The 21,298-nt window shown below is 74.0% G+C and carries 19 protein-coding genes and 1 riboswitch; of the genes, 5 read left to right on the top strand and 14 right to left on the bottom strand.

Annotated features, from left to right (window positions below; genetic code table 11):
• Positions 1-220: 220 nt before the first annotated feature.
• The 5 genes from ACFQBR_RS25960 to thrC all read right to left on the bottom strand — a co-directional run bounded on the left by ACFQBR_RS25960 (position 221) and on the right by thrC (position 4,869).
• Positions 221-1,018: an ABC transporter permease gene (locus tag ACFQBR_RS25960; protein ID WP_344185782.1), complete on the bottom strand. Its 798-nt coding sequence runs from the start codon at positions 1,016-1,018 to the stop codon at positions 221-223.
• Positions 1,015-1,986 carry an ATP-binding cassette domain-containing protein gene (locus tag ACFQBR_RS25955; RefSeq protein WP_267947921.1) on the bottom strand — a complete coding sequence of 324 codons (972 nt, stop codon included), beginning with the start codon at positions 1,984-1,986 and terminating at the stop codon, positions 1,015-1,017. The genes ACFQBR_RS25960 and ACFQBR_RS25955 overlap by 4 nt, the downstream gene beginning before the upstream one ends.
• 416 nt (positions 1,987-2,402) lie before the next feature.
• Entirely contained in the window at positions 2,403-3,002 is a 600-nt protein-coding gene (locus ACFQBR_RS25950) for a PadR family transcriptional regulator (protein ID WP_344185781.1), read from the bottom strand.
• Between the two features lie 249 nt (positions 3,003-3,251).
• On the bottom strand, positions 3,252-3,530 hold the full coding sequence (locus tag ACFQBR_RS25945; protein WP_267947919.1) for a ubiquitin-like small modifier protein 1: 279 nt from the start codon (positions 3,528-3,530) through the stop codon (positions 3,252-3,254).
• A gap of 79 nt (positions 3,531-3,609) precedes the next feature.
• Positions 3,610-4,869, bottom strand: coding sequence for a threonine synthase (thrC, locus tag ACFQBR_RS25940; RefSeq protein ID WP_344185780.1), 1,260 nt, complete (start codon positions 4,867-4,869; stop codon positions 3,610-3,612).
• A gap of 13 nt (positions 4,870-4,882) precedes the next feature.
• A riboswitch (SAM riboswitch) is annotated at positions 4,883-5,024 on the bottom strand.
• 303 nt (positions 5,025-5,327) lie between these two features.
• On the opposite strand from thrC, the gene ACFQBR_RS25935 reads away from it, so the two are divergent.
• On the top strand, positions 5,328-6,764 hold the full coding sequence (locus ACFQBR_RS25935; RefSeq protein ID WP_344185779.1) for an alpha,alpha-trehalose-phosphate synthase (UDP-forming): 1,437 nt from the start codon (positions 5,328-5,330) through the stop codon (positions 6,762-6,764).
• 334 nt (positions 6,765-7,098) lie between these two features.
• Here the strand turns inward: ACFQBR_RS25935 and ACFQBR_RS25930 are convergent, their stop codons facing one another.
• Positions 7,099-7,698, bottom strand: coding sequence for a GrpB family protein (locus ACFQBR_RS25930; protein ID WP_344185778.1), 600 nt, complete (start codon positions 7,696-7,698; stop codon positions 7,099-7,101).
• Between the two features lie 398 nt (positions 7,699-8,096).
• A complete protein-coding gene (locus tag ACFQBR_RS25925; RefSeq protein ID WP_352982995.1) occupies positions 8,097-9,263 on the bottom strand; it encodes a S8 family serine peptidase in 1,167 nt (388 codons plus the stop codon).
• 230 nt (positions 9,264-9,493) lie between these two features.
• On the opposite strand from ACFQBR_RS25925, the gene ACFQBR_RS25920 reads away from it, so the two are divergent.
• Together ACFQBR_RS25920 and otsB are read left to right on the top strand one after the other, a co-directional pair.
• Entirely contained in the window at positions 9,494-9,778 is a 285-nt protein-coding gene (locus tag ACFQBR_RS25920; protein ID WP_267947912.1) for a DUF3263 domain-containing protein, read from the top strand.
• A 309-nt stretch (positions 9,779-10,087) separates the two neighbouring features.
• Positions 10,088-10,915 carry a trehalose-phosphatase gene (gene otsB, locus ACFQBR_RS25915; protein WP_267947911.1) on the top strand — a complete coding sequence of 276 codons (828 nt, stop codon included), beginning with the start codon at positions 10,088-10,090 and terminating at the stop codon, positions 10,913-10,915.
• Here the strand turns inward: otsB and ACFQBR_RS25910 are convergent.
• A complete protein-coding gene (locus tag ACFQBR_RS25910; RefSeq protein ID WP_267947910.1) occupies positions 10,884-11,915 on the bottom strand; it encodes a serine hydrolase domain-containing protein in 1,032 nt (343 codons plus the stop codon). The genes otsB and ACFQBR_RS25910 overlap by 32 nt on opposite strands.
• Before the next feature lie 210 nt (positions 11,916-12,125).
• Between ACFQBR_RS25910 and argJ the strand changes: the two genes are divergently transcribed.
• Entirely contained in the window at positions 12,126-13,286 is a 1,161-nt protein-coding gene (gene argJ / locus ACFQBR_RS25905) for a bifunctional glutamate N-acetyltransferase/amino-acid acetyltransferase ArgJ (protein WP_344185896.1), read from the top strand.
• 123 nt (positions 13,287-13,409) lie between these two features.
• Here the strand turns inward: argJ and ACFQBR_RS25900 are convergent, their stop codons facing one another.
• Complete coding sequence (locus ACFQBR_RS25900; protein ID WP_344185897.1) at positions 13,410-15,008, bottom strand: MFS transporter; 1,599 nt, start codon at positions 15,006-15,008, stop codon at positions 13,410-13,412.
• 146 nt (positions 15,009-15,154) lie between these two features.
• Here ACFQBR_RS25900 and ACFQBR_RS25895 point away from each other — a divergent pair, with 146 nt between their 5' ends.
• Positions 15,155-15,817, top strand: a complete 663-nt coding sequence (locus ACFQBR_RS25895; RefSeq protein ID WP_344185898.1) for a TetR/AcrR family transcriptional regulator — start codon at positions 15,155-15,157, stop codon at positions 15,815-15,817.
• A gap of 179 nt (positions 15,818-15,996) precedes the next feature.
• Here ACFQBR_RS25895 and ptsP read toward each other — a convergent pair whose 3' ends face one another.
• From ptsP to ACFQBR_RS25870, 5 genes are all read right to left on the bottom strand, one after another.
• Entirely contained in the window at positions 15,997-17,697 is a 1,701-nt protein-coding gene (ptsP, locus tag ACFQBR_RS25890) for a phosphoenolpyruvate--protein phosphotransferase (RefSeq protein ID WP_344185196.1), read from the bottom strand.
• 579 nt (positions 17,698-18,276) lie between these two features.
• Positions 18,277-19,317, bottom strand: coding sequence for a zinc-dependent dehydrogenase (locus tag ACFQBR_RS25885; RefSeq protein ID WP_267947905.1), 1,041 nt, complete (start codon positions 19,315-19,317; stop codon positions 18,277-18,279).
• Positions 19,318-19,427: 110 nt separating this feature from the next.
• The gene (locus ACFQBR_RS25880) at positions 19,428-19,871 is read right to left on the bottom strand and encodes a PTS mannitol transporter subunit IIA (RefSeq protein WP_267947904.1); all 444 of its coding nucleotides are present in this window, start codon (positions 19,869-19,871) and stop codon (positions 19,428-19,430) included.
• Complete coding sequence (locus ACFQBR_RS25875) at positions 19,861-20,169, bottom strand: PTS sugar transporter subunit IIBC family protein (protein WP_267947903.1); 309 nt, start codon at positions 20,167-20,169, stop codon at positions 19,861-19,863. The genes ACFQBR_RS25880 and ACFQBR_RS25875 overlap by 11 nt, the downstream gene beginning before the upstream one ends.
• Entirely contained in the window at positions 20,166-21,275 is a 1,110-nt protein-coding gene (locus tag ACFQBR_RS25870; RefSeq protein WP_267947902.1) for a PTS mannitol transporter subunit IICB, read from the bottom strand. Before ACFQBR_RS25870 ends, ACFQBR_RS25875 begins: the two co-directional genes overlap by 4 nt.
• Positions 21,276-21,298 lie beyond the last annotated feature (23 nt).

Raw genomic sequence — 21,298 nt, 5'->3', positions numbered from 1 at the left:
CGATGTGGTCACGATTTCCCCTCCCCTCCTACCAGCATCTACCTGCACATACACCCCGTGATGAGCGGTTTTCCGCGCTCAGCGGACAGGCTCCGGCACCCTCCGTGCCTGCGCGAACGGCCCGCTCCGGCCCGGGGCCCGGTGCAGGCCCCGGGCCGGAGCGGAGGTCCGGAACGGGCACGGGCCGAAGCGGAGCGGAGGCCCGGAACAAGCACGGCCCTCAGGAGCTGAGCCTGCGCATCGCCCGCGAGCCGAACGCCAGCGCGGCGACCGCCAGCGCGACCGCGACGGCCCAGCCGATCCCGACCGACAGGTCCCAGTCGCCCGCGAACAGGGCCCGTTCGGCGTCCACCACGTACGCCACCGGGTTGAGCCGGGACAGGCCGTACAGCCACGACGGGGCCAGCTCCATCGGCAGCAGCACGCCGGACAGCAGCATCAGCGGCATGATCACCGTCTGGAGCACCGGAGCGAACACGTAGGTCTGCTTCACCGCCATGGCCGTCAGGTACGACAGGGTGGACAGGCCGATCCCCAGGACGGCGAGCAGGAGCAGGCCGACCACCGCGCCCGCCACGGAGATCCGCAGTCCGAAGGGGATCACCAGCACGATGATGAGCACCATCTGCGCCATCATCTGCGCCACGTCCCGTAGCACCCGGCCGAGCAGCAGCGACACCCGGCTCGCCGGGGTGGCCAGCATCCGCTCGTGCGCGCCGGAGGCCATCTCCGGAAGCAGCCCGAACCCGGCGAACCCCGTGGTGAACAGGGCGACCATGACCAGCAGGCCGGGCACGAACCACTGCCAGGGGTTCTCGCCCTCGGCCCCCGCGAGCCCGGTGAGCAGGGGCGCGAACAGCACCAGGTACAGGATCGGCTGGAGCATCCCGAAGCCCAGGAGCAGGGGCCGGTGCAGCAGCGGGCGCATCTGGCGGACGAACACGGTCCAGGTGTCGCGCGCGACGCCCGACCCGCGCGCCGGGGCCGCCCCGGTCCTCGGCTGTTCACTCACGGTCATGCCTCCTCCTCGCGCAGGCTGCGCCCGGTCAGGGTCAGGAACACGTCGTCCAGGGTCGGCCGCTGCACCCGCACGGAGAGCAGCGCGACCCCGGCCGCGTCGAGGGTGCGCAGCAGTTCGGGCAGGACGCCGTCCCCGCGCTCCACGCGGAAGCGCACCTCCGGGTCCCGGCCCACGGCGGCGACCACCTCGGCGGGCCCGGCGGAGGGCACCCGCTCGGCGATCCCGGCGCCCGTGCGCGCGTCCTCCTCGCTTCCCACGGAGAAGGTGACCAGGTCCCCGGACACCTTGCCCTTGAGCTCGTCGGCGGTGCCGTCGGCGATGACGCGTCCGTGGTCGATGACCAGGACCCGCTCGGCCATGTCGTCGGCCTCGTCGAGGTAGTGCGTGGTGAGCACGACCGTGGTGCCGAGCCGTTCGCGCAGCCGGGCCACGTGCTCCCACAGGTTGGCGCGGCTGTGCGGGTCGAGGCCGGTGGAGGGCTCGTCCAGGAACAGCAGGCCGGGCTCGTGGACGAGCCCCATGGCGATGTCGAGCCTGCGGCGCTGGCCGCCGGAGAGCTTGCCCGCCTCCCGGTCGGAGGCGCCTCCCAGGTCCAGCAGGTCGAGCAGCTCGTCGGCGCGGCGGCGCGCGGTGCGCCGGTCGAGCCCGTACAGGAGTCCCTGCGTGCGCAGCTCCTCCCCGACCCGCTGGTCGCCGCCGGCGCCGTTCCCCTGGCCGACGAACCCGATCCGGCGGCGGACCTCGGCGGGCTCGGTGCGGATGTCGCGCCCGGCGACCGTGGCGGTCCCCGAGGTGGGCTCCAGCAGTGTGGTGAGCATGCGCAGCGTGGTGGACTTCCCGGCCCCGTTGGGCCCGAGGAGCGCGACGAGTTCGCCCTCCTCGACGTCGATGTCGACGCCGCGCACGGCCTCGACGACGTCCTTGCCGACCCGGAACGTCCGGGCCAGCTCGTGCGTGTGGATCATCCCGCCTCCTTATTCAAACTTGAATGCGGCGACGAGTCTGCCCCATCCCCGGCAGATGTTCAAACTTGAATATTAAAATCGGCGACTGTCCCTGCTCAGGCGCGCGGGGCGGTGACGGGGCCGGGGGTGCGGGGCTCGGAGGCGGGTTCCGCCGGGCCGGACACGGAGAGCACGAGGAGGGGCGCCCGGGAAGCGAGGGCCGGAACCAGCCCCCCGGCCACACCCGGGAAGGGTGAGGGGCGTCCGTGTCGCCGGAAGCGCGGCGTGCGGGGGAAGCGCGGGGCGGAGTCGTGTCACGGGGCGGCCGTGCGCGAAGGGGCCGAGGATCCGGGACCGGGCACGGGCACGGTCGCCACAGGAACGGCGTGCGAGCGGGTCGGCGGCCGGACGGGCGCCGTGGGCCTGGCTGCCGGAGGTCAGGCGTCGTCGCGTACCGGCGGCAACCCGAAGGCGCGGGGGCTGTCGTCGGCCATCGTGTACTTCCCGGCCTCCAGCGAGGCGATGAGCTGACGGGTCCACTCGGCGCCGGCGTCCGTGGTGAGCCGCCACAGCGTGAACAGTTCGCGCACGTGCGGGGGCTTGCCCCACTCGGCGTCCGTGGCCCGGGCCGCGTCGCCCAGCCCCGGGGACGCCTCCTCCAGTGCGGCGAGCCGCTCCTTGAGCAGCCCGACCGCCTCCGCGCGCGGCAGCGAGGTCATCAGGGTGATCCCGGCGCACAGCAGGCCGTGGTCGTCGCCGGTGTGGCGCAGGGCCTCGCCCATCAGCCGGCGGAGTTCGGCCTCCCCCTCGTCGGTGAGCGCGTAGGAGGTGCGGCCCACCTCCTCGTCGCCGGGGGCGGTGAACTCCCGCAGCCTGCCCTCGGAGGTGAGCTTGTTCAGCGCGTGGTAGATGGACCCCCACTTGACGTTGGCCCACTCCTTGGCGCCCCAGGACATGAGTTCGCGGCCCACCCGGTACCCGTGGGTCCCCCCGTGGATCCGCACCGCGCCCAGCACCAGCAGCCTCGTCGCCGACATCGCCGTCCTCACTCGTCTCCGCCGTCCCCAGGATACGAGCAGTGACGGGACCGCCCCTCCCGCACGGACGACCGGGCCGACCGCCGCCCGGAGCGCGGAGCGCGGTCGGCCCGCCGACCGCGACCGGCGGGCGCGGGGAGGGCCCGGAGACGCCGCGAGGGGGCGGCCCCGCCCCCGCGTTTCGCGGCGGGCCGGGCCGCCCCCTCGCGGGCGGTGGCGGGCGGCGCCGGGACGGCGCGCGGCGAGCGGTCAGCAGCCCCCGGCGACGGCCGGGATGATGGAGACCTTGGCGCCGTCGGCGATCTCGGTCTGGAGGCCCTTCTCGAAGCGCACGTCCTCGTCTCCGACGTACACGTTGACGAAGCGGCGCACCTTGCCGTTGTCGTCGAGGATGCGGGCGCGGATGCCCGGGTAGTTGGCCTCCAGGTCGTCCAGGAGCTCGGCGAGGGTGCTGCCCTTCGCCTCGACCTCGGAGGCGTCGTCGGTGTAGGTGCGCAGGATGGTGGGGACGCGGACGCTGGCGCTCATGGCGGTGTTCTTCCTTCTGGTGTGGTCGGCGGGCCGTCGCACGGCCCCGCCGGGACGGACTGTGCTCGCGGAGCGGCGGTCAGACGAGGCCCGCGTCGGCGAACGCGCTCAGGGACGGCTTGATCGTGGCCGTCACGCCGGCGTCCACCGCGTTGAGGGTCTTGAGCCCGTCCCCGGTGTTGAGCACCACGGTCCGCGCCTTCGGGTCGAGCCTGCCCTCGCGCACCAGCTTGCGGAGCACGCCCGTGGTGACGCCGCCCGCCGTCTCGGCGAACACGCCCTCGGTGCGGGCGAGGAGCTTGATGGCGTCGACGATCTCGTCGTCGCCCACGTGCTCCACGGAGCCGCCCGTGCGCTGGGCGATGTCGAGCACGTACGGCCCGTCCGCCGGGTTGCCGATCGCCAGCGACTTGGCGATGGTGTCGGGCTTGACCGGCTGGATGACGTCGATGCCCTTCTCCCAGGCCTGCGCGACCGGGGAGCAGCCCGTGGCCTGGGCGCCGAAGATCCGGTACGGGCGGTCCTCGACCAGGCCGAGCTCGACCAGTTCCCGGAAGCCCTTGTCGATCTTGGTGAGCTGGGAGCCGGAGGCGATCGGGACGACGATCTGCTCCGGCAGCTGCCAGCCGAGCTGCTCGGCGATCTCGTAGGCCAGCGTCTTGGAGCCCTCGCCGTAGTAGGGGCGCAGGTTGACGTTGACGAATCCCCAGCCCTCGCCGGCCGGGTCGCCGATCAGCTCGGAGCAGAAGCGGTTGACGTCGTCGTAGTTGCCGTCGATGGCGACGACCTTGCCCCCGTAGACGGCGGCCATGACGACCTTGGCCTCCTCCAGCCCCGCGGGGATGAACACGCAGGAGTCGAACCCGGCGCGCGCGGCGGCGGCGCCGACCGCGCCGGCCAGGTTGCCCGTGGAGGAGCAGGACAGGGTGGTGAAGCCGAAGGTGCGCGCCGCCTCGACCGCGATGGCGACCACGCGGTCCTTGAAGGAGTGCGTCGGGTTGCCGGAGTCGTCCTTGACGTACAGGGAGTCGATGCCCAGCTCGGCGGCGAGGCGGTCGGCCTTCACCAGCGGGGTCAGGCCGGGGGCCATGTTGGGCAGCTCGGCCACGTTGTCCGGGACCGGGAGGAGGGAGCGGTAGCGCCAGATGCTGTTGGGGCCGCTCTCGATGTCGGCGCGGGTGACGTCACCGAACTCGTAGGCCACCTCGAGGGGGCCGAAGCAGAACTCGCAGGCGAACTTGGGGGTGAGTTCGTAGCGCCGGCCGCATTCGCGACAGGAGAGCGCGGTTCCGGGGCCGAAGGCGCGGACGGAGGTGGGTTCGGCGGCAGTGATCGCCATGGCGAGGCGTCTCCCCTCATCTTCCCTGGCGGACACCTTGTCCCCAGGCCGGAGTTGGCACCTGCCCCAGCCGCCTCACGGGTTCGTGAGTAGTGCGTGCTGGGATGGTTGCCGGGGCTTCGCAGGGCCGGTCCCTCCACCCCTCTGGATGAGCAATATGAAGTTGTGGGCGGTCCTGTCGGATCCGCACGGTCACTGTAACGGACTCGTCGGCCGGTTTTCCACGGCTGGTGATCCGGGTAACACTAACCCGCTCACATGCTGAGACGCCGCCGGTCGGCGCGCCGGGGCGCGCGTGGCCTGTTTCGGGAGCGTGACGCCCGGCACCGTCGGCCCCCGAGGGGTTTGGGGCGGCTGTCGACCGGCGAGACATAAGGTGCGATCCGCTTCCGCGCAGGCCGCGCCCGACCGCCCCGGCGGCGGCGACGGCCCATCCGCACCTTCGAGAGGACGACCACGTGGACAAGGCCCAGATCCTCATCGCCTCCAACCGGGGACCGGTGTCCTTCTCCACCGGCGACGACGGTTCGCTGGAACAGCGCCGGGGCGGGGGAGGGCTCGTGTCCGGCATGATCTCCGTCGCCACGGAGATCGACAGCCTCTGGGTGTGCGCCGCCCTGTCCGACGCCGACAGGAGGGCGGCCGAGGAGGCGCCCGGGGCCCGGCTGGACCGCGCGCACGACCTCGACGGCATGCGGGTCCACATGCTGGACATCCCCGAGCGGACCTTCCAGGGCGCCTACACCGGGGTCGCCAACTCGACCCTGTGGTTCGTGCAGCACATGCTGTACGACATCCCGAACAAGCCGTCGTTCGGCTCGGAGTTCCGACGGCAGTGGGACGACTACACCGCCTACAACAACGCGTTCGCCGAGGCCCTGGTCACCGGCGCCGCGGACGGCGCCCGCGTGGCCGTGCAGGACTACCACCTGGCGCTGGTGCCGCGCATCCTGCGCGCCCGCCGCCCCGACCTGCGCATCGCGCACTTCTCGCACACGCCGTGGGCGCCGCCGGAGTACTTCCGGATGCTGCCCGGGCACGTCGCCCGCGAGCTGCTGGAGGGCATGCTCGGCGCGGACCGGCTCGGTTTCCTGAGCCCCCGCTGGGCGGACGCGTTCCTGCGCTGCTGCGCGGAGATCCTGCGCGCGGAGGTGGACTTCGCGCGGCGCACCGTGGAGTACGGCGGCCGTCTGGTCGGCGTGGGCGTGCACGCGCTCGGCGCGGACGAGGAGGGGCTGCGCGCGAGCGCCGCCGAGCCGGCCGTGGCCGCGCGCGGCGAGACCCTGCGGGAGGCCGTCGGCGACACCCGGCTCATCGTGCGGGTGGACCGCACCGAGCTGTCCAAGAACATCGTGCGCGGGCTGGAGGCGTACCGGGAGCTGCTGACCTCCCACCCGGAGTGGCGGGGCCGGGTGACGCACCTGGCGTTCGCCTACCCGAGCCGCGGGGACGTGCCCGAGTACCGCGAGTACACCGACGCGGTGATGCGGACCGCCAAGGAGATCAACGAGGAGTTCGCGACCCCCGAGTGGACGCCGCTGGTGCTGGAGGTCAACGACGACTACCCGCGGTCGCTGGCGTCGTTCCAGATGGCCGACGTCCTGCTGGTCAACCCGACCCGGGACGGCATGAACCTGGTGGCCAAGGAGGGTCCGGTGCTGTCGGAGCGCGACGCGGTGCTGGTGCTCTCGCGCGAGGCCGGCGCCGCCGACGAGCTGGGGCGGCACGCCCTGCTGGTCAACCCCTACGACACGCTGGAGACCGCGGAGGCGCTGCACCGCGCCCTGTCGATGCCCGGGGACGAGCGCCGCAAGCGCCGTGAGGGGCTGGCGGAGGCCGCCGTGGCCCTGCCGCCGCGCCGGTGGTTCCAGGACCAGCTGCGGTCCCTGGACTGACGCGGCCAGGCCGTGCCACGGCCACCGCCCGAAGTCCCGTCGGCAACGGCCCCGCTCAAGCTGCTCGACGTCCGTAGGGGCATCCGGGGGCGGTGGACGCGTCCAGCGGCCCCGGGCCGGACCGCGAGAGGCCCCCGGGTGCGGATTCCGGGACGGACGGCGCGGGTCCTGGGGCACGGGCCCCCGGGGCCCGGACGCCCGACGGGGCCCGCAGAGCGCCTCCGTCCCGGCCGGGGCCCGTCGTCGGGGCCCGGGCGGCCTGCCGAGGCCCGGCGGCCTGCCGGAGGGGGCCGGCGGGGCGCTCCGCACGGGTTCGCGCCCCGCGCCGCGCGGATCAGTCGTCCGGGGACGCCGTCCGCCGCGCCCGCGCCTCGTCGAGGAGCTGCTCCACGACGGCGGTCTTGGCGTCGGCGTAGTCCTGGATGCGGTCCCAGGTGCGCTCGGCCAGCTCGCGTTTGACCGCGGTGTAGCGTTCGCGCGCCCCGGCGTCGGCGATGAGGTGGTCCCGGAAGAGGCGCATCCGCTCCACCTCCTCGCAGCCCTCCCCGAACACGTGCAGGTTGAGGTTGATGTCCGGCCCCTTGAGGACCCGGTGCTCGTACCAGTCGGGCTCCCTGATCACCACGGAGTACCCGGCGGCCAGCAGGTCGGGCAGGTAGGAGGGCTCGTCGGCGGGGTCGGCGACGACCAGCAGCAGGTCGACGCACGGCTTCGCGGCCATGCCGGGGACCGCGGTCGATCCCACGTGCTCGAAGAGGAGCACGCGGTCGTCGAGGGCTGCGCGGACCTTCTCCGACTCGCGTTTGAACAGGTAGGGCCACTTGGCGTCGTACTGGGAGATGTGGACGCGGCCGTTGACGAGGTTGCGGGAGTCGGGGGAGGCGACCGGCGGAGCACCTCGTGAGGGCAACGGCGATGCTTCGAGGGGAGACATTCTCCAAAGCCTTGTCCCCCTGGGAGCCCGCGTCAAGAGCGTCCGAGCGTGCTTACATATGCACGCGCAGACGTCACATCACGGGCTGTGGGCCGGGTGTGACGAGCCGCGACGCTTCTCGCCCCGGAGGGCCGGAAGTGCCTTCCGGGAGGGCTCCGCGGGGGCCCGCGCGCCCTCGGGGCCCGGATCCGGCGCGGCCCTCCGCGCGCACCGCCCGGCGGGGGGCGGCGGCGGGCGGGGGACGGCGGCCGCCGGCCCTGGCGGCCCCCGGCGCGGGTCGGCGCCGTCCGGCCCAGGGGCGCACCGCACGGCGCAGGGGCGCGTCACGCGCGAACGGCGCCCGGACACACCGGCGCCCGCCCCCGGGCGGGGGCGGGCGCGGCGGGCGTCGGCCCGGATCAGTCGCCGCGCGTCTTGCGGCGGCGGCCGCCCCTCGGCTTGCGGCGGCTCGCGGGACCGGCCTCGGCGGCCCGCTCGGCGGCGATCTGCTCGTCCTCCTCGCGGCGCTCGGCCTCCACCCCGTAGGGGTCGGCCGTGCTGCGGCGGATCCAGACGACCAGCAGGACGACCCCGAGGACCACGACGGCGCCGACGGTGACGAACCACGCCCAGACGGGCACTCCCCCGGACTCCTCCCCCTCGTTCACGAGCTCCTCGTCGATGAGGGGGATGTCCTGCGCGATCCCGGCCGCCTGCGTCTGCGCGCTGGGCAGGTGCAGGGCGGGCAGTCCTCCGGGACCCTGCTGGGCGCCCTCGACCAGGGCCTCGCGGACCTGTTCGGGGCGCAGCTGCGGGAAGTCCGCGCGCAGGAGCGCGGCAGCGCCGGCCGCCATGGCGGCGGCGTACGGGGTGCCGGTCACCTGGACCTGCCCCATGTCGGGTCCGGCGGTCTCCAGGTCGGCCCCGGGGGCCGTCAGCCCGACGCCCGCGGCCTCCGGCGAGCCCGGGATGAGCTCGCCGCTCTCGGCGGTGCCGGCGACCGTGAGGACGTTCGCGTCGTCACGGCCCCCGGCCGGGCCCACGACCAGGGCGCCGTTGCGGACCGCGTCCTGGGTGGCGCCGGTCAGGTCCACCGACTCGTCGGTCTCCGGGAGCAGGATGACCTGGGCGCCCTCCTCCGCGGCGAAGCGGATGGCGGCGGGCAGCTCGTTCCCGGTGGGCAGCACCAGGAGCTCGGAGGCGGGCGCCACCCCCAGCACGCCGCCGTCGGCGTCCATGCCGTGGCCGTGCCCCGCGACCAGGGCGGCGGCGCCGCTGCCCTCGTCCCGGTCGCCGTCCTCACCGAACTGCGTGTCGACCGTGACGTTGTCCACCAGGTCGGGGTGGTCCTCGTAGACGGCGATCCCGGGCAGCGCCACGGTGATGCCCTGGCCCTGGGTCTCCTCCCAGAGCTCCCGGGCCCCGATCGCCTGGAGGCCCCACTGCTCCGGGCTCAGGTCCGGTTGGCCATCGGCCGCGGCGGGGACCGCCGTCAGGCCGAGGACGGCGACGGCCGCGCAGGCCGCGGCGGTCCCACCAAGAACATGGCGTGTGTGTGTCCTGTCACGACTGTTGCCCCCGAGCACGTCTGGCTCCCTCGAACGATGCGGTCGACGTTCCACGCGGCCCTCCCCGGACCTCCCCAATCCTGTCATGAGCACAGGATTCAGGCGTGGACAAGTGACCCCAGGGGTAGAGAACGTAACTGTATCCCTGCTGCCAGTCCTGTGTTTTCGGGTCCGCATACGGCATGTCGAGTCGCTAGCATGAGTCGCGCCGATCCGGACAAACCAATTTCCCGTCCAGGGGGTGTCCCATGCCGAATATCGGTCCGACCGGAGACGGTCAGTCGGCCCTCGCCGAACGCGAACAGCGCATCCTCGCCTTCGAACGCCAGTGGTGGAAGTTCGAGGGCTCCAAGGAGCAGGCGATCCGTGACGAGTTCGGGTTCTCCGCGACCCGTTACTACCAACTGCTGAACGGGCTGGTGGAACGCCCCGAGGCCCTGGCGTTCGACCCGATGACGGTCAAGCGCCTGCGCCGGCTGCGCGCCGACCGCCGCCGCCAGCGCAACGCACGTCAGCTGGGCATCCAGCTCTGAGCCCCTTCCGCCTTCTCTTTTCGGTCACGTGAACGCGGTACCCGCCCGGGGCGACGACCTCACCCCGCGGGCAGCGTTCTCCACCGGATCCCCCGGGCGTGTCGCACCGGCCGATCCCGGCGCACCGCCCCTCCCCGGCCGGGGACGCCGACCGCCGCCGGGGATCCCGCCGCAGACCGGGACTCCCGTCACCGCGGCCCCGGCCCGGACCGGGCGCACGGGCCCTCCGGCACTCCGGCTCTCCGGCGCTCCACCCGCCCTGATCCGCCCGCCCCGCCCCCGTGCGCGGCCCCACCGGAAAGGCCCTCCATGACCCTGCCCCGACCGAGCACGGACGCCGGACGCGCCGCGCTCGACGCCCTCGTCACCGACCCCGGACGCGCCCTGGCCGCCTTCGACTTCGACGGCACGCTCTCACCGATCGTGGACGACCCGCGCGAGTCCGCGCCCTACCCGGGGATCGTGGACACGCTCGCCGACCTGGCCGGGCTGATCGGCTCGGTCGCGATCATCACCGGGCGGCCCGCCGCCGCGGCGGTCGCCATGGGCGGGCTGGAGCGGGTCCCCGGCATCACCGTGCTCGGCCACTACGGCGCCGAGCGCTGGGAGGGCGGAGAGGTCCTGGCCGCCGACCCGCCGCCCGGCGTGGCCCTCGTCCGGGAGGAGCTTCCCGGCCTGCTCGCACGGGTGGGCGCGCCGGAGGGCACCTGGATCGAGGACAAGGGCCGGTCGTTGAGCGTGCACACGCGGCGCACCGCCGATCCCGACGGCGCGCTCGCCCTGGTCGCCCCCGCCCTGGCGGAGCTGGCCGAGCGGGCGGACCTCCGGCTGGAGCCGGGGCGAATGGTGGTCGAACTCCGTCCACAGGGTGTGGACAAGGGTGCGACGCTCACCGCGCTGGTCGAGGAGACCGGTGCGGGCACGGTGCTCTACGCCGGGGACGACCTCGGCGACCTGCCCGCCTTCGGGGCCGTGGCCGCCCTGCGCGGGAAGGGCCTGCCCGGTCTGACCGTGTGCTCCTCCTCCGACGAGGTGACCGCGGTGGCCGAGGCCGCCGACCTGGTCGTGCCCGGCCCCGCCGGGCTGGCGGAACTGCTCGGGGAGCTCACGGCGGCGATCCGTGGGCCTGGGGCGTGAGCGCCGAGCGCGCCGCCGAGCGCAGGTCCCCCAGCCCGACCCGGTCGCGCCCGTAGTGCACGGCGTTGGTGAGCACGCCCACGTACCGGCCGCTCTCCGGGTGCAGGAACAGGCTCGTCCCCGTGAACCCGTTGTGGTGGACCACCCCCTCGGGGGTGATCAGCCAGCCGAGCCCGCGCCACAGGCGCTGACCGGCGTCGACGTGCGGCTGCCAGCTCTCCCGCACGAACGGCGAGGGCACGGGGCCGGACCCGCCCCCGTGGAGCCGCAGCACCTCCCGGGCGTACGCGCCCAGGTCGATGGCGGTCGAGAACACGCCCGCGTGCCCCGCCACACCGCCCATCAGCGCCGCCGCCTCGTCGTGCACCACGCCCCAGGCGGGCGCGGCGCCCGGCAGGCGGCGCTCGGTGGGCGCCACGGCCGGTGACCGCGCCAGCGGCCCGTAGGCGGTCGAGCGCATCCCCAGCTCGTCCCAGAGGTCGCCGGCGAGCCGGTCCAGGCCGGTGTCGTAGAGGCGTTCCAGGAGCAGGCCGAGCAGGATGAACCCCCGGTCGACGTAGCGGTACCCGGGCTCCTCCAGCGGATCGGCGAGGATGGCCTCGGCCAGGTCCTGGTCGGCGCCCACGTAGCGCTCCAGCCACGTCACCGGGTTGAGCCTGGCCGTGTGGGTGAGGATCTGGCGCGTGGTCACCGAAGCGCCCGGCAGCCCCTCCGCGTCCAGGTATTCGGACATGGGGGCGTCCAGGTCCAGCACCCCCTCGGCGACCGCCCGGCCGACCAGGGGCCAGGTCGCCATCACCTTCGTCAGGCTCGCCACGTCGTAGGCGACGTCCGGAGCGGTGTCGCTCTCGCCGTCGGTCCGCCCCACCGCGACGAACTCCCACATGCCGCCGGTGCCGATGACGGCGGCGCCGCCGGGCAGCCATCCGGCGTCCACCATCACCTTCAGGACGCCGCGGATCCGCGCCCCGGTCTCCGTGAGCCAGTCACCATCACGCACAACACGTCTCCCCCCGGTCTGCTCCCCCTCGGCGGATACCCCGTTATCCGGTCGTTGTCACACGGTCGCCCAAGGGACACAGGACGAAACCCGTGCAGGTCAAGACCGTAATGCGGCCCCGTGTCCGCGAGGGCGCGGCCCGGGGCACGGGGCGCGTCCGGCCGCGGGGCCGCGGAGTAGTGTGGCGCCGGAGAAGCCCCGAGGAGGACCATGAGCAGCCAGACCCCCGTACCCGCCGGATTCCGCGGCGTGGCCGGAAACATCGGGATCAAGGACCCGAAGGACGACTTCTTCGCGGTCGTGTCGGAGGTCCCCGCGAACGTGTCGGCCGTGTTCACCAGGTCCCGGTTCGCCGGGCCGAGCGTGCTGCTCAGCCGCAGGACGGCCGCGGACGGCCGGGCGCGCGGCGTCACCGTGATCGCCCGCAACGCGAACGTGGCCACCGGCCGGGTCGGCGACGACCACGCCCGCGAGCTGCAGGAGGGCGTGGCCCGCGCCGCCGGGGTGGCCCCGGAGGAGATCCTGGTCGCGTCGACCGGTGTGATCGGGCGCCCCTACCCGATGGAGAAGGTGCGCGCCCACCTGGAGGGGCTGCCCGCGGAGTTCCCCCCGGCGGACCTGGACCGCGCGGCGGGCGCGATGATGACCACCGACACCCACCCCAAGGCCGCCTCCGCCCGGGTGGGCGGCGCCACCGTCACGGGCATCGCCAAGGGCGTCGGCATGATCGAGCCGAACATGGCGACCATGCTGGCCTGGTTCTTCACGGACGCCGAGCTGGAGCAGCCGGTGCTCGACGAGGTGTTCCGCAGGGTGGTGGACCGGACGTTCAACGCGCTGAGCATCGACACCGACACCTCGACCAGCGACTCGGCGGCGGTGTTCGCGAACGGGCTGGCGGGTCCGGTGGACACCGCCGCCTTCGAGGCCGCCCTGTACGAGGTGGCCCTGAAGCTGGTGCGCATGATCGCCTCGGACGGCGAGGGCGCGGGCAAGCTCCTGGAGGTGCGCGTCACCGGTGCGCGCGACGACGCGCAGGCCAAGGTCGTCGCCAAGGCCGTCGTGAACTCGCCCCTGGTCAAGACCGCCGTGCACGGCGCCGACCCGAACTGGGGCCGGGTGGCGATGGCCGTCGGCAAGTGCGAGGAGGAGACCGACATCCTGCCGGAGAACGTGCGGATCGTCTTCGGCGACGTGGAGACCTACCCCGCCGAGCCCTCGGACGAGGTCCTGGAGCGCGCCTCGCGGCACATGAAGGGCGACGAGGTCCTGATCGGCGTCGACCTGGGGATCGGCGGCGGGGAGTTCACCGCCTACGGCTGCGACCTGACCGAGGGCTACATCCGGATCAACGCCGACTACACCACCTGAGCCGGCGGGGCCGGGCGGGGACCGCCGTCCCGGCCCGGCCCGCGCGGGGCGGGCGCTCGGCGGAGGTCCCGCCGGGCGCCCGCCGTCCCGTTCGCGGCGGGACCGGAGCCCCTCCGGGCGGGCTCAGATGTGCACGGCCGGGCCGTCGGTCATCCTCCCCGAGCGCATGAGGAGCGACAGCGCCGCCGCCGCCAGCATGACCGCGGCGGCGATGGTGAAGGCCAGGTGCAGGCCGTCCATGAAGGCGAGGTTGCTGGCCTGGGTGACGGCGGCCGCGACCTCCGGGGAGGCCCCCTCCGGCAGGACCGCGCCGCCCTGGGCCACGACGCTCTGCATGTCGACGAGGTCGTCCGCGGAGGGCTCGGCGAGCCCCGCGCCCGCGAAGTGGCCGGGCAGGGTGGAGACGATGGTCGCCGACATGACCGCGCCGAGCACCGCGGTGCCGAGGGAGCCGCCGAGCTGCATGGCGGCCTGCTGCACCGCCGAGGCGACCCCCGCCAGGCGCACGGGCGCGTTGCCGATGATCGCGGCGGTGGCGCCGGTCATGATCAGGCTCAGTCCCGTGCCGAGCAGGACGAAGGCGGCCGACATGAAGACCACGCCGGTGTCGGTCTCCAGCCGGGACAGCATGAACATGCCCGCCGAGGCCAGCAGCAGGCCGACCGTCGTGGGCGGACGGGCTCCGACGCGGTCCAGGACCCGTCCGGCGATGGGCGAGGTGACCGCCATGAGCGCGGTCATGGAGATGAGCTGGAGCCCGGTCCGGGCGGGGCTCATGCCCTGGATGCCCTGGAGGTAGAAGGTGATGAAGAACAGCGACCCCATCAGGCTCAGCGCCATGGCCACCGTGAGGAGCGTTCCGATGGAGACCGAGGGGTTGGCGAACAGCGCGAGGGGCAGGAGCGGCTGTTCCGGTCGGCGCTCCCAGAGCAGGAAGGCGCCGCCGAAGAGGACCGCGGCGGCGAGCGAGGCCAGCGTGACCGGGTGGCCCCAGCCCGCGGCGGGCGCCTCGACGAGGGCCCAGACCAGGGCGAAGATGGCGACGCTGATCAGCACGATGCCGGGGACGTCCATGCGGCTGCCGGGGTCGGTCGCGCGGTTGGCGGCGAGCAGCCACAGGCCGAGGGCCAGGGCGGCGGCGCCGACCGGGACGTTGATGTAGAAGACGGCCTCCCAGCCGAAGGCGTCCACGAGGATGCCGCCGAGGATCGGGCCGCCGGCCGTGGCCGCCCCGATGAGGCTGCCGAAGACGCCGAAGGCCCGGCCCAGCTTGCTGGGCGGGAACCCGGAGCGCAGCAGGCCCATCGCCGAGGGCAGGAGCAGGGCTCCGAAAACCCCTTGCAGGACGCGGAAGGCGATGAGCATGGCGACGCCCGCGGACAGCGCGATCGCCACCGAGCTGAGCACGAAGCCGACCACGCCCACCAGGTAGGTGTTGCGGTGGCCGAACCGGTCCCCGATCTTGCCCGCGGTGATCAGGAAGACCGCCAGTCCGAGCAGGTAGCCGTGGGTCACCCACTGGAGCTCGGCGAGCGAGGCCCCCAGGCTCGCGCCGATGGCGGGGTTGGCGACGGCCACGATGGTGCCGTCCAGCGCCACCATCATCACCCCGAAGGCGATGGCGACCAGGGTCGCCCAGGGGCTCTCCCGGAGCCGTCCCCGAGGAGCGGGCGGACCCGTGCCCTCCGCTCCCGTGGTCACCGGTTCCGTCGCCGCCGTCATGTGGCCCCCCGCTCGTCGTCCGCTTGCGAGCGTGATTATGACAGTGGCTGACAGATTACAGCAACTGCTTTTTGTCAGTGACTGACGTAATCTGTTTCACTGTTGTATCCTCGTGGCGAAGCAACCGACACGTGGGAGGCCGCTCCATGGCCGCGACGAGCGCCGAGCCGTGCCAGACCCCGGCGGAGGCCGGGCTGCGCGAGCGCAAGAAGGCCCGGATGCGGGAGTCCCTGCTCGACGCGGGGCTGCGGCTGTTCCACGAGCGCGGCTACCAGGGGACCACCACCGAGGAGATCGCGGCCTGCGCCGGGGTCTCCCAGCGCACGTTCTTCCGCTACTTCGCCTCCAAGGAGGACGTCGTCCTGGAGGCGGTCGAGGGCGTGGACGAGTACCTGTACGCCGCCCTGCGCTCCCGGCCCGCCGACGAGCCCCCGTTCACGGCCCTGCGCAACGCGATGCACGAGCACTGGGGCTACCTGGACCGCGAGTCCCTGCACATCCAGGGCAGCGCGATGGGCGTCATCACCGGCAACCCCGAGCTGATCGACCTCAACGCGCGCTACTGCCTGAGCAGGCAGCTGCGGCTGGCCGGGGTGATCGGCGAGCGCACCGGCACGGATCCGGACACCGACCCGCGCCCGGGCGTGCTCGCCGCCGTGTTCCTCTCCGTCATCACCAGCGCCCACCAGGCGTGGTGCGGCTCAGGGTCCAGGGACACCGACGACCTGGCCGAGGCGATCCGCGACCGGCTCGCCCTGGTGCCCGAGGTGGTCTGCGGAGCCTGGGAGCCCGCCGCCACCGCGCCCTGACCCCTGGGGGCGGGCGGCGGGCCGGGGGCGGGACCCTGGCGGCGGCTTCCGGCCGGTGGTCCCGGGCGCGGGGGCGCCCCGGCACGCGGGGCCCGGGGCCGGCCGGTCCGGCGGCACACGAGAGCGCCCACGTCCCGGCGGGACGTGGGCGCGTGGGGCTCCGGACCGGTGTCAGCGGATCAGTCCACGGTCTCCGGGTGGGCGGCCGAACGCACCGCCTCGCGCGCCCGGCCGGCGCTGGAGGCGGCCGTCGCCAGCTCGGCCAGGCGGCGGCACTCCCCCTGGCTGTGGCGGGCCAGGGCGTGGCGCACCGCGGGGAGCGCGGGGGCCGACATCGACAGGCTGGTCGCCCCCAGGCCCACCAGCACCAGGGCGAGGAGCGGGTCGGCGGCGGCCTCGCCGCACACGCCCACCGGGCGCCCCGACCGCTCGCCCGCCGCGCCCACGGCGCCGACCAGCGCCAGGAGGGCGGGCTGCCACGGGTCGAGCAGGTCGGGAAGGGTGCCCAGGGTGCGGTCGGCGGCCATCGTGTACTGGGCGAGGTCGTTGGTGCCGATCGACACGAAGTCCACGCGGCTCATCAGCCGGTCGGCGAGCAGCGCCGCCCCCGGGACCTCGATCATCACACCGGCCTCGCGGATCCCGGCCTCGCGCGCCAGCGCCACGAAGTCGGACGCCTCGTCGGGCGTCGACACCATCGGCGCCATCACCCGCACCCGCGCGCCCGTCTCCTCGGACGCGGCGGCGATCGCGGCGAGCTGGTCGGTCAGGAGGCCGGGGTGCACGCGGGAGGTCCGGAACCCCCGCACGCCCAGGGCCGGGTTGTCCTCGTGGCCCGTCTCCACGAACGCCAGCGGCTTGTCCGAGCCCGCGTCCAGGGTCCGCACCGTGACGGTCCGCCCCGAGAACTCCTCGAACAGCCGCGTGTAGGTGTCGGTCTGGGCGGCCACCGTCGGCGGGTCGGCGCGGTCCAGGAACAGGAACTCGGTGCGCAGCAGGCCCACGCCCTCGCTGTCGTGCGCGCCCGCCTCCTTGGGGTCGCCCTCCCCCGCGTTGAGCAGCAGGGCGACGGGGACCCCGTCCTCGGTCCGGCCGGGGCCCGTGGACTCCGCGAGCAGGGCGCGCCGGCGCTCGGTGCGCCGCAGCATCCGGTCGGCCAGCTCGGCGTCGGGCTCGGGCTCGACGGTCCCCGCGTCGCCGTCCAGCGCCACCGGGACCCCGTCGCGCAGGGTCTCGGCGCCCGGACAGCCCACCACGGCGGGGATGCCGAGCGCGCGGGCCAGGATCACGGTGTGGCTGGTGGGTCCGCCGAGGCGCGTGACGATCCCGAGCACCTGCTCGGGGTCGAGCCGGACGGTGTCGGCGGGGGCGAGGTCGTCGGCGACCAGCACGTGCGCGACACCGGGGTCGGGCAGACCGGGCATCGGAAGGCCGAGGAGCAGGGCGGTGGCGCGGTCGCGGATGTCGGCGAGGTCGGCGGCGCGCTCCGCCAGGTAGCCGCCGGCGGCGAGCATCAGCTCCTGGTAGGCGCCGCACGCGGAGTGCACCGCCCATGCGGCGGGCTCGCCGGCCTCGGCGCGCTCCTCGACCCGCCGCCCCAGCTCGGGGTCGCGGGCCATGAGCGCCAGCGCGCCCAGCACCGCGGCGGCCTCGCCGGTGAGCTGCGCGGCCTGGGCGTCGAGCAGGTCGGCGACCTTCTCCAGGGCCCCGCGGGCGGTGGACGCCTCGGTCCGGGGGTCGCCGGGCTCGGGCCGCTCCGCCGGGAGGGCGGGCGGGTCGGCCATCCGGGCGACCGGGCCGACGGCGACGCCGGGGCTGGCCGGGATGCCCGACAGCCGGGTGGCACCGGCGGTGGGCGAGGGGTGTTCGGTCTGCGCCATGGTCGCTCCGTACGTCGGTGGGCGGTGGGCGGCCCGGGGGGACGGGCCGAGGGATCTGTGCCCCGGATCGCGCCGCGGGACTCCTGGACGGGTCGGGACGGGTGCGGTCGGGGGTGGGGAGTGGGGGCGGGCTGGGCTGTGGTGCGGTGCTGGGCTGTGGTGCGGTGCGGTGGTGCGGGGGCCGGATCGGTATGGGCCGGGTTGCCTGGACCGGTACGGGCCGGGTTGCCTGGCGGGCGGGGACCGGAGCCGGGTCGGTGCGGGTCGGGCTCCCGGGCCGGGCCGGTGCGGGTCGGGCTCCCGGGCCGGGCCGGTGCGGGGTCAGGGCACCGGAGGGGCCGGGAGGAGGTCGCGGGTCGGGGAACCGGGGCGCTCCGCCGGGTCGGCGGCGGCTGCCGGGCAGCACGGTGCCGGACGGGCCTTCGGCCCCCCTGTATCAAGCAAACCCCGGAACGGCCGCGCCCGGTAGGGGCTGTGGACAACCCCGCCGGGGCCGGGCCGTAGGGGCCGCCCCCTACGGCCCGGCCCCGGGAGGAGGCCCGTCACCGCCTCCGTCCCGGGTCCGCGCCCGTGCGGGGCCTACGGCTGGATGGTGACCTTGATGGCGGTGCCGGAGGCGACCGTCTCGATGGCCTTGTGCACGTCCGACAGGGCCATGCGCTCGGTGATCAGGTCGGCCACGGGGACGGCGCCGGACGCGATCAGCTCCAGGGCGCGGCGGTTGTGCTCCGGGCTGGAGCCGTTGGCCCCGAAGATGGAGATCTCCCGGTAGTGCACCAGGTTGGAGTCCAGCTGGATGATCGGCGCGTCCTTGGGCAGGCCGCCGAAGAAGCTGATCCGGCCGCTGCGCGACACCATGCGCAGGGCGTCCTCCTGGGCGCGCCCGGAGGCGGCGGCGGTGATGACCACGTCGGCGCCCCGGCCACCGGTCAGCTCGAGAACCGTCTCGACCGCGTCGACCTCCTCGCCGCAGATGGTGGCGTCCGGCTGGACGATGTTCGCGGACATGTCGAGGCGGCCGCGGTTGATGTCCACCAGGTACACCTTCGCGGCGCCCTTGGCGCGCGCAAGCCGGACGTGCAGGCAGCCGATCGGGCCGGCGCCCATGACGACGACCGTGTCGCCCTCGCCGACCCCGGCGATCTCCTGGCCGTTGAGCACGCAGGCGAGCGGCTCGGCGACGGAGGCCTCCGCGAGGTCGATGTTCTCGGGCACCCGGTTGACCCCGTCCACGGCCAGGACCGACTCGGGGATGATCATGTACTCGGCGAAACCGCCGTCGTAGTGGTAGCCCATCGACTCCTGGTTGGAGCACACCGTGAAGCGGCCGTCGGCGCACTCGACGCAGGTGCCGCAGGGGATGGCCGCGATGACCTGGACGCGGTCGCCCTCGGCCCAGCCGCTGACGCCCTCGCCCACCTCCACGATGCGCCCGGCGATCTCGTGGCCGATCACGCGGGGCGGACGGATGTGGTGGTGGCCGTGCCGGGAGATCTTCACGTCCGTGCCGCAGGTGGAGCAGTTGACGACGGCGATCTTGAGCTGTCCGGGTCCGGCGGTCGGCTCGGGGGCCTGCTCCAGTCGGATGTCACCGGGCGCGTAGAAGCGGGCGACGAGCATGTTCGGGCCTTTCTGGTGGTGCCCCGCCGGGCCGGGTCCCGGCCCGGCGGGTGAAGTGGTGGACTGACCGGCCGGTGGGCCGGCGCGGGGGGCCTCGTGGGTGGGGCCGCTCAACCGCTCCGGCCGGGGCCGAGCAGGTCGATGACCTCGTCCGGGGTGGCGGCGGAGCGCAGGCGCGCCGCCTTCTCCGGGTCGGTGAGCACCCCCGCCAGGGACGAGAGCACACCCAGGTGCTCCTCCCCGGAGGCGGCGATGCCGATGGCCACGTACACGGTGGGCCCGTCCCAGTCGACCCCGTCGGGGAACTGGAGGACGGCCAGCGCGGTCTCCTTGACCAGGGCCCGCCCGGCGTCGGTGCCGTGCGGGATGGCCACGCCCTCGCCCACGAAGGTGGGGACGGACGCCTCGCGTTCGTGCATGGCGGCCACGTAGCCCGGCTCGACGGAGCCCAGCTCGACCAGGAGCGCACCGCACTGGTCGATGGCGTCGGCCTTGTCGGCGGCGACGCGGCCCAGGCGCACCGCGTCGGCGGTCAGGGCGAGGTCAGTCGGCAAGGGTCTCCCCGTTCCGGATGGCCTGCTCCAGACGCGCGAAGGCGGGGTCGCCCAGGAACATCTGGAAGCCGACCACGACGGTGTCGGGCACCCGGGTCTTCGCACGCGCGACCAGGCCCGCCTGGCACAGGACGACGTCGGCGGTGTCCGGGATGCGGTCCACCGCGGAGTGCTCGACGGTCACGCCGTGGGGCGAGAGGGTCTTCTTCAGCTGGGAGGTCAGCAGGACGCTGCTCCCCATGCCGGCGTCGCAGGCGACGACGACCTTCTTGATGTCCGACCCCTGGATGCTGCTCATGCTGTGGTCTCCTGGTTCTCTGCAGCGGCCTGCTTGGCCTTCTCCTCCTTCGCCGCCTTGCGCTCGGAGCGGCCGAAGCCGAGCAGGAGCGAGGCGAGGACGAACGAGACGATGGTGGCGGCGACGACACCGGCCAGGACGCCGAGGTGGCCTCCGGGCGGGGTGACGGCCATGAGGGCGATGATGCTGCCGGGCGACGCGGCCGAGACGAGCCCGGCGTCCATGACCATGAAGGTCGCGACACCGGACATGCCGCCGCCGATCACGGCGAGGATCAGCTTCGGCTGGGCGAGGATGTACGGGAAGTAGATCTCGTGGATGCCGCCGAAGAGGTGGATGACGATCGCGCCGGGCGCGGTGGCGCGGCTGACCTTCGGGCCGAAGAGCATGCAGGCCAGGAGGATGCCCAGACCGGGGCCGGGGTTGGCCTCGATGAGGAACTCGATGGCGCTGCCCTCGGCGAGCGCGCGGGCCGAGCCCAGCGGGGTGAAGACGCCGTGGTTGATGGCGTTGTTGAGGAAGAGGACCTTGGCGGGCTCGACGATGATCGACACGAGCGGCAGCAGGCTCATGTCGATGAGGAACTGCACGCCCGCGCCCAGGGCGTCGGCGATGGTCCGGACGACCGGGCCGATGACGTAGGCGCCGAGGATCGCCAGGAGCGCGGCGAGGATGCCCGCGCTGAAGTTGTTGACCAGCATCTCGAAGCCGGCCTTGATGCGCGGCTGGACGAGACGGTCGAACTGCTTCATGAGGTAGGCGGCGAGCGGGCCCATGGCCATCGCGCCCAGGAACATGGGGATGTCGGCGGAGACGATGACGCCCATGGTGGCGGCCGCGCCGACGACGCCGCCCCGCTGCTCGTACACCAGGGTTCCACCGGTGTAGGCGATCAGCAGCGGGAGCAGGAACTTGATCATCGGGTCGACGAGCTGGCCCAGGTACTCGTTGGGGAGCCAGCCGTCGGGGATGAACAGGGCGGTGATGATGCCCCAGGCGATGAACGCGCCGATGTTGGGCATCACCATGCTGGCAAGGAACCCGCCGAAGCGCTGGACGCCGGAGCGCACCGCGGTGAGTCTGCCGCTGCTCTGCTGTGTGGACATGGGGGACCTCCTGGGAGGTTCGA

The sequence above is a fragment of the Nocardiopsis tropica genome, assembly GCF_042660575.1.
Lineage (GTDB): Bacteria > Actinomycetota > Actinomycetes > Streptosporangiales > Streptosporangiaceae > Nocardiopsis > Nocardiopsis tropica.
The sequence above is the reverse complement of the archived record's forward strand: the minus strand, read 5'-3'. Positions and strand labels throughout refer to the sequence as shown.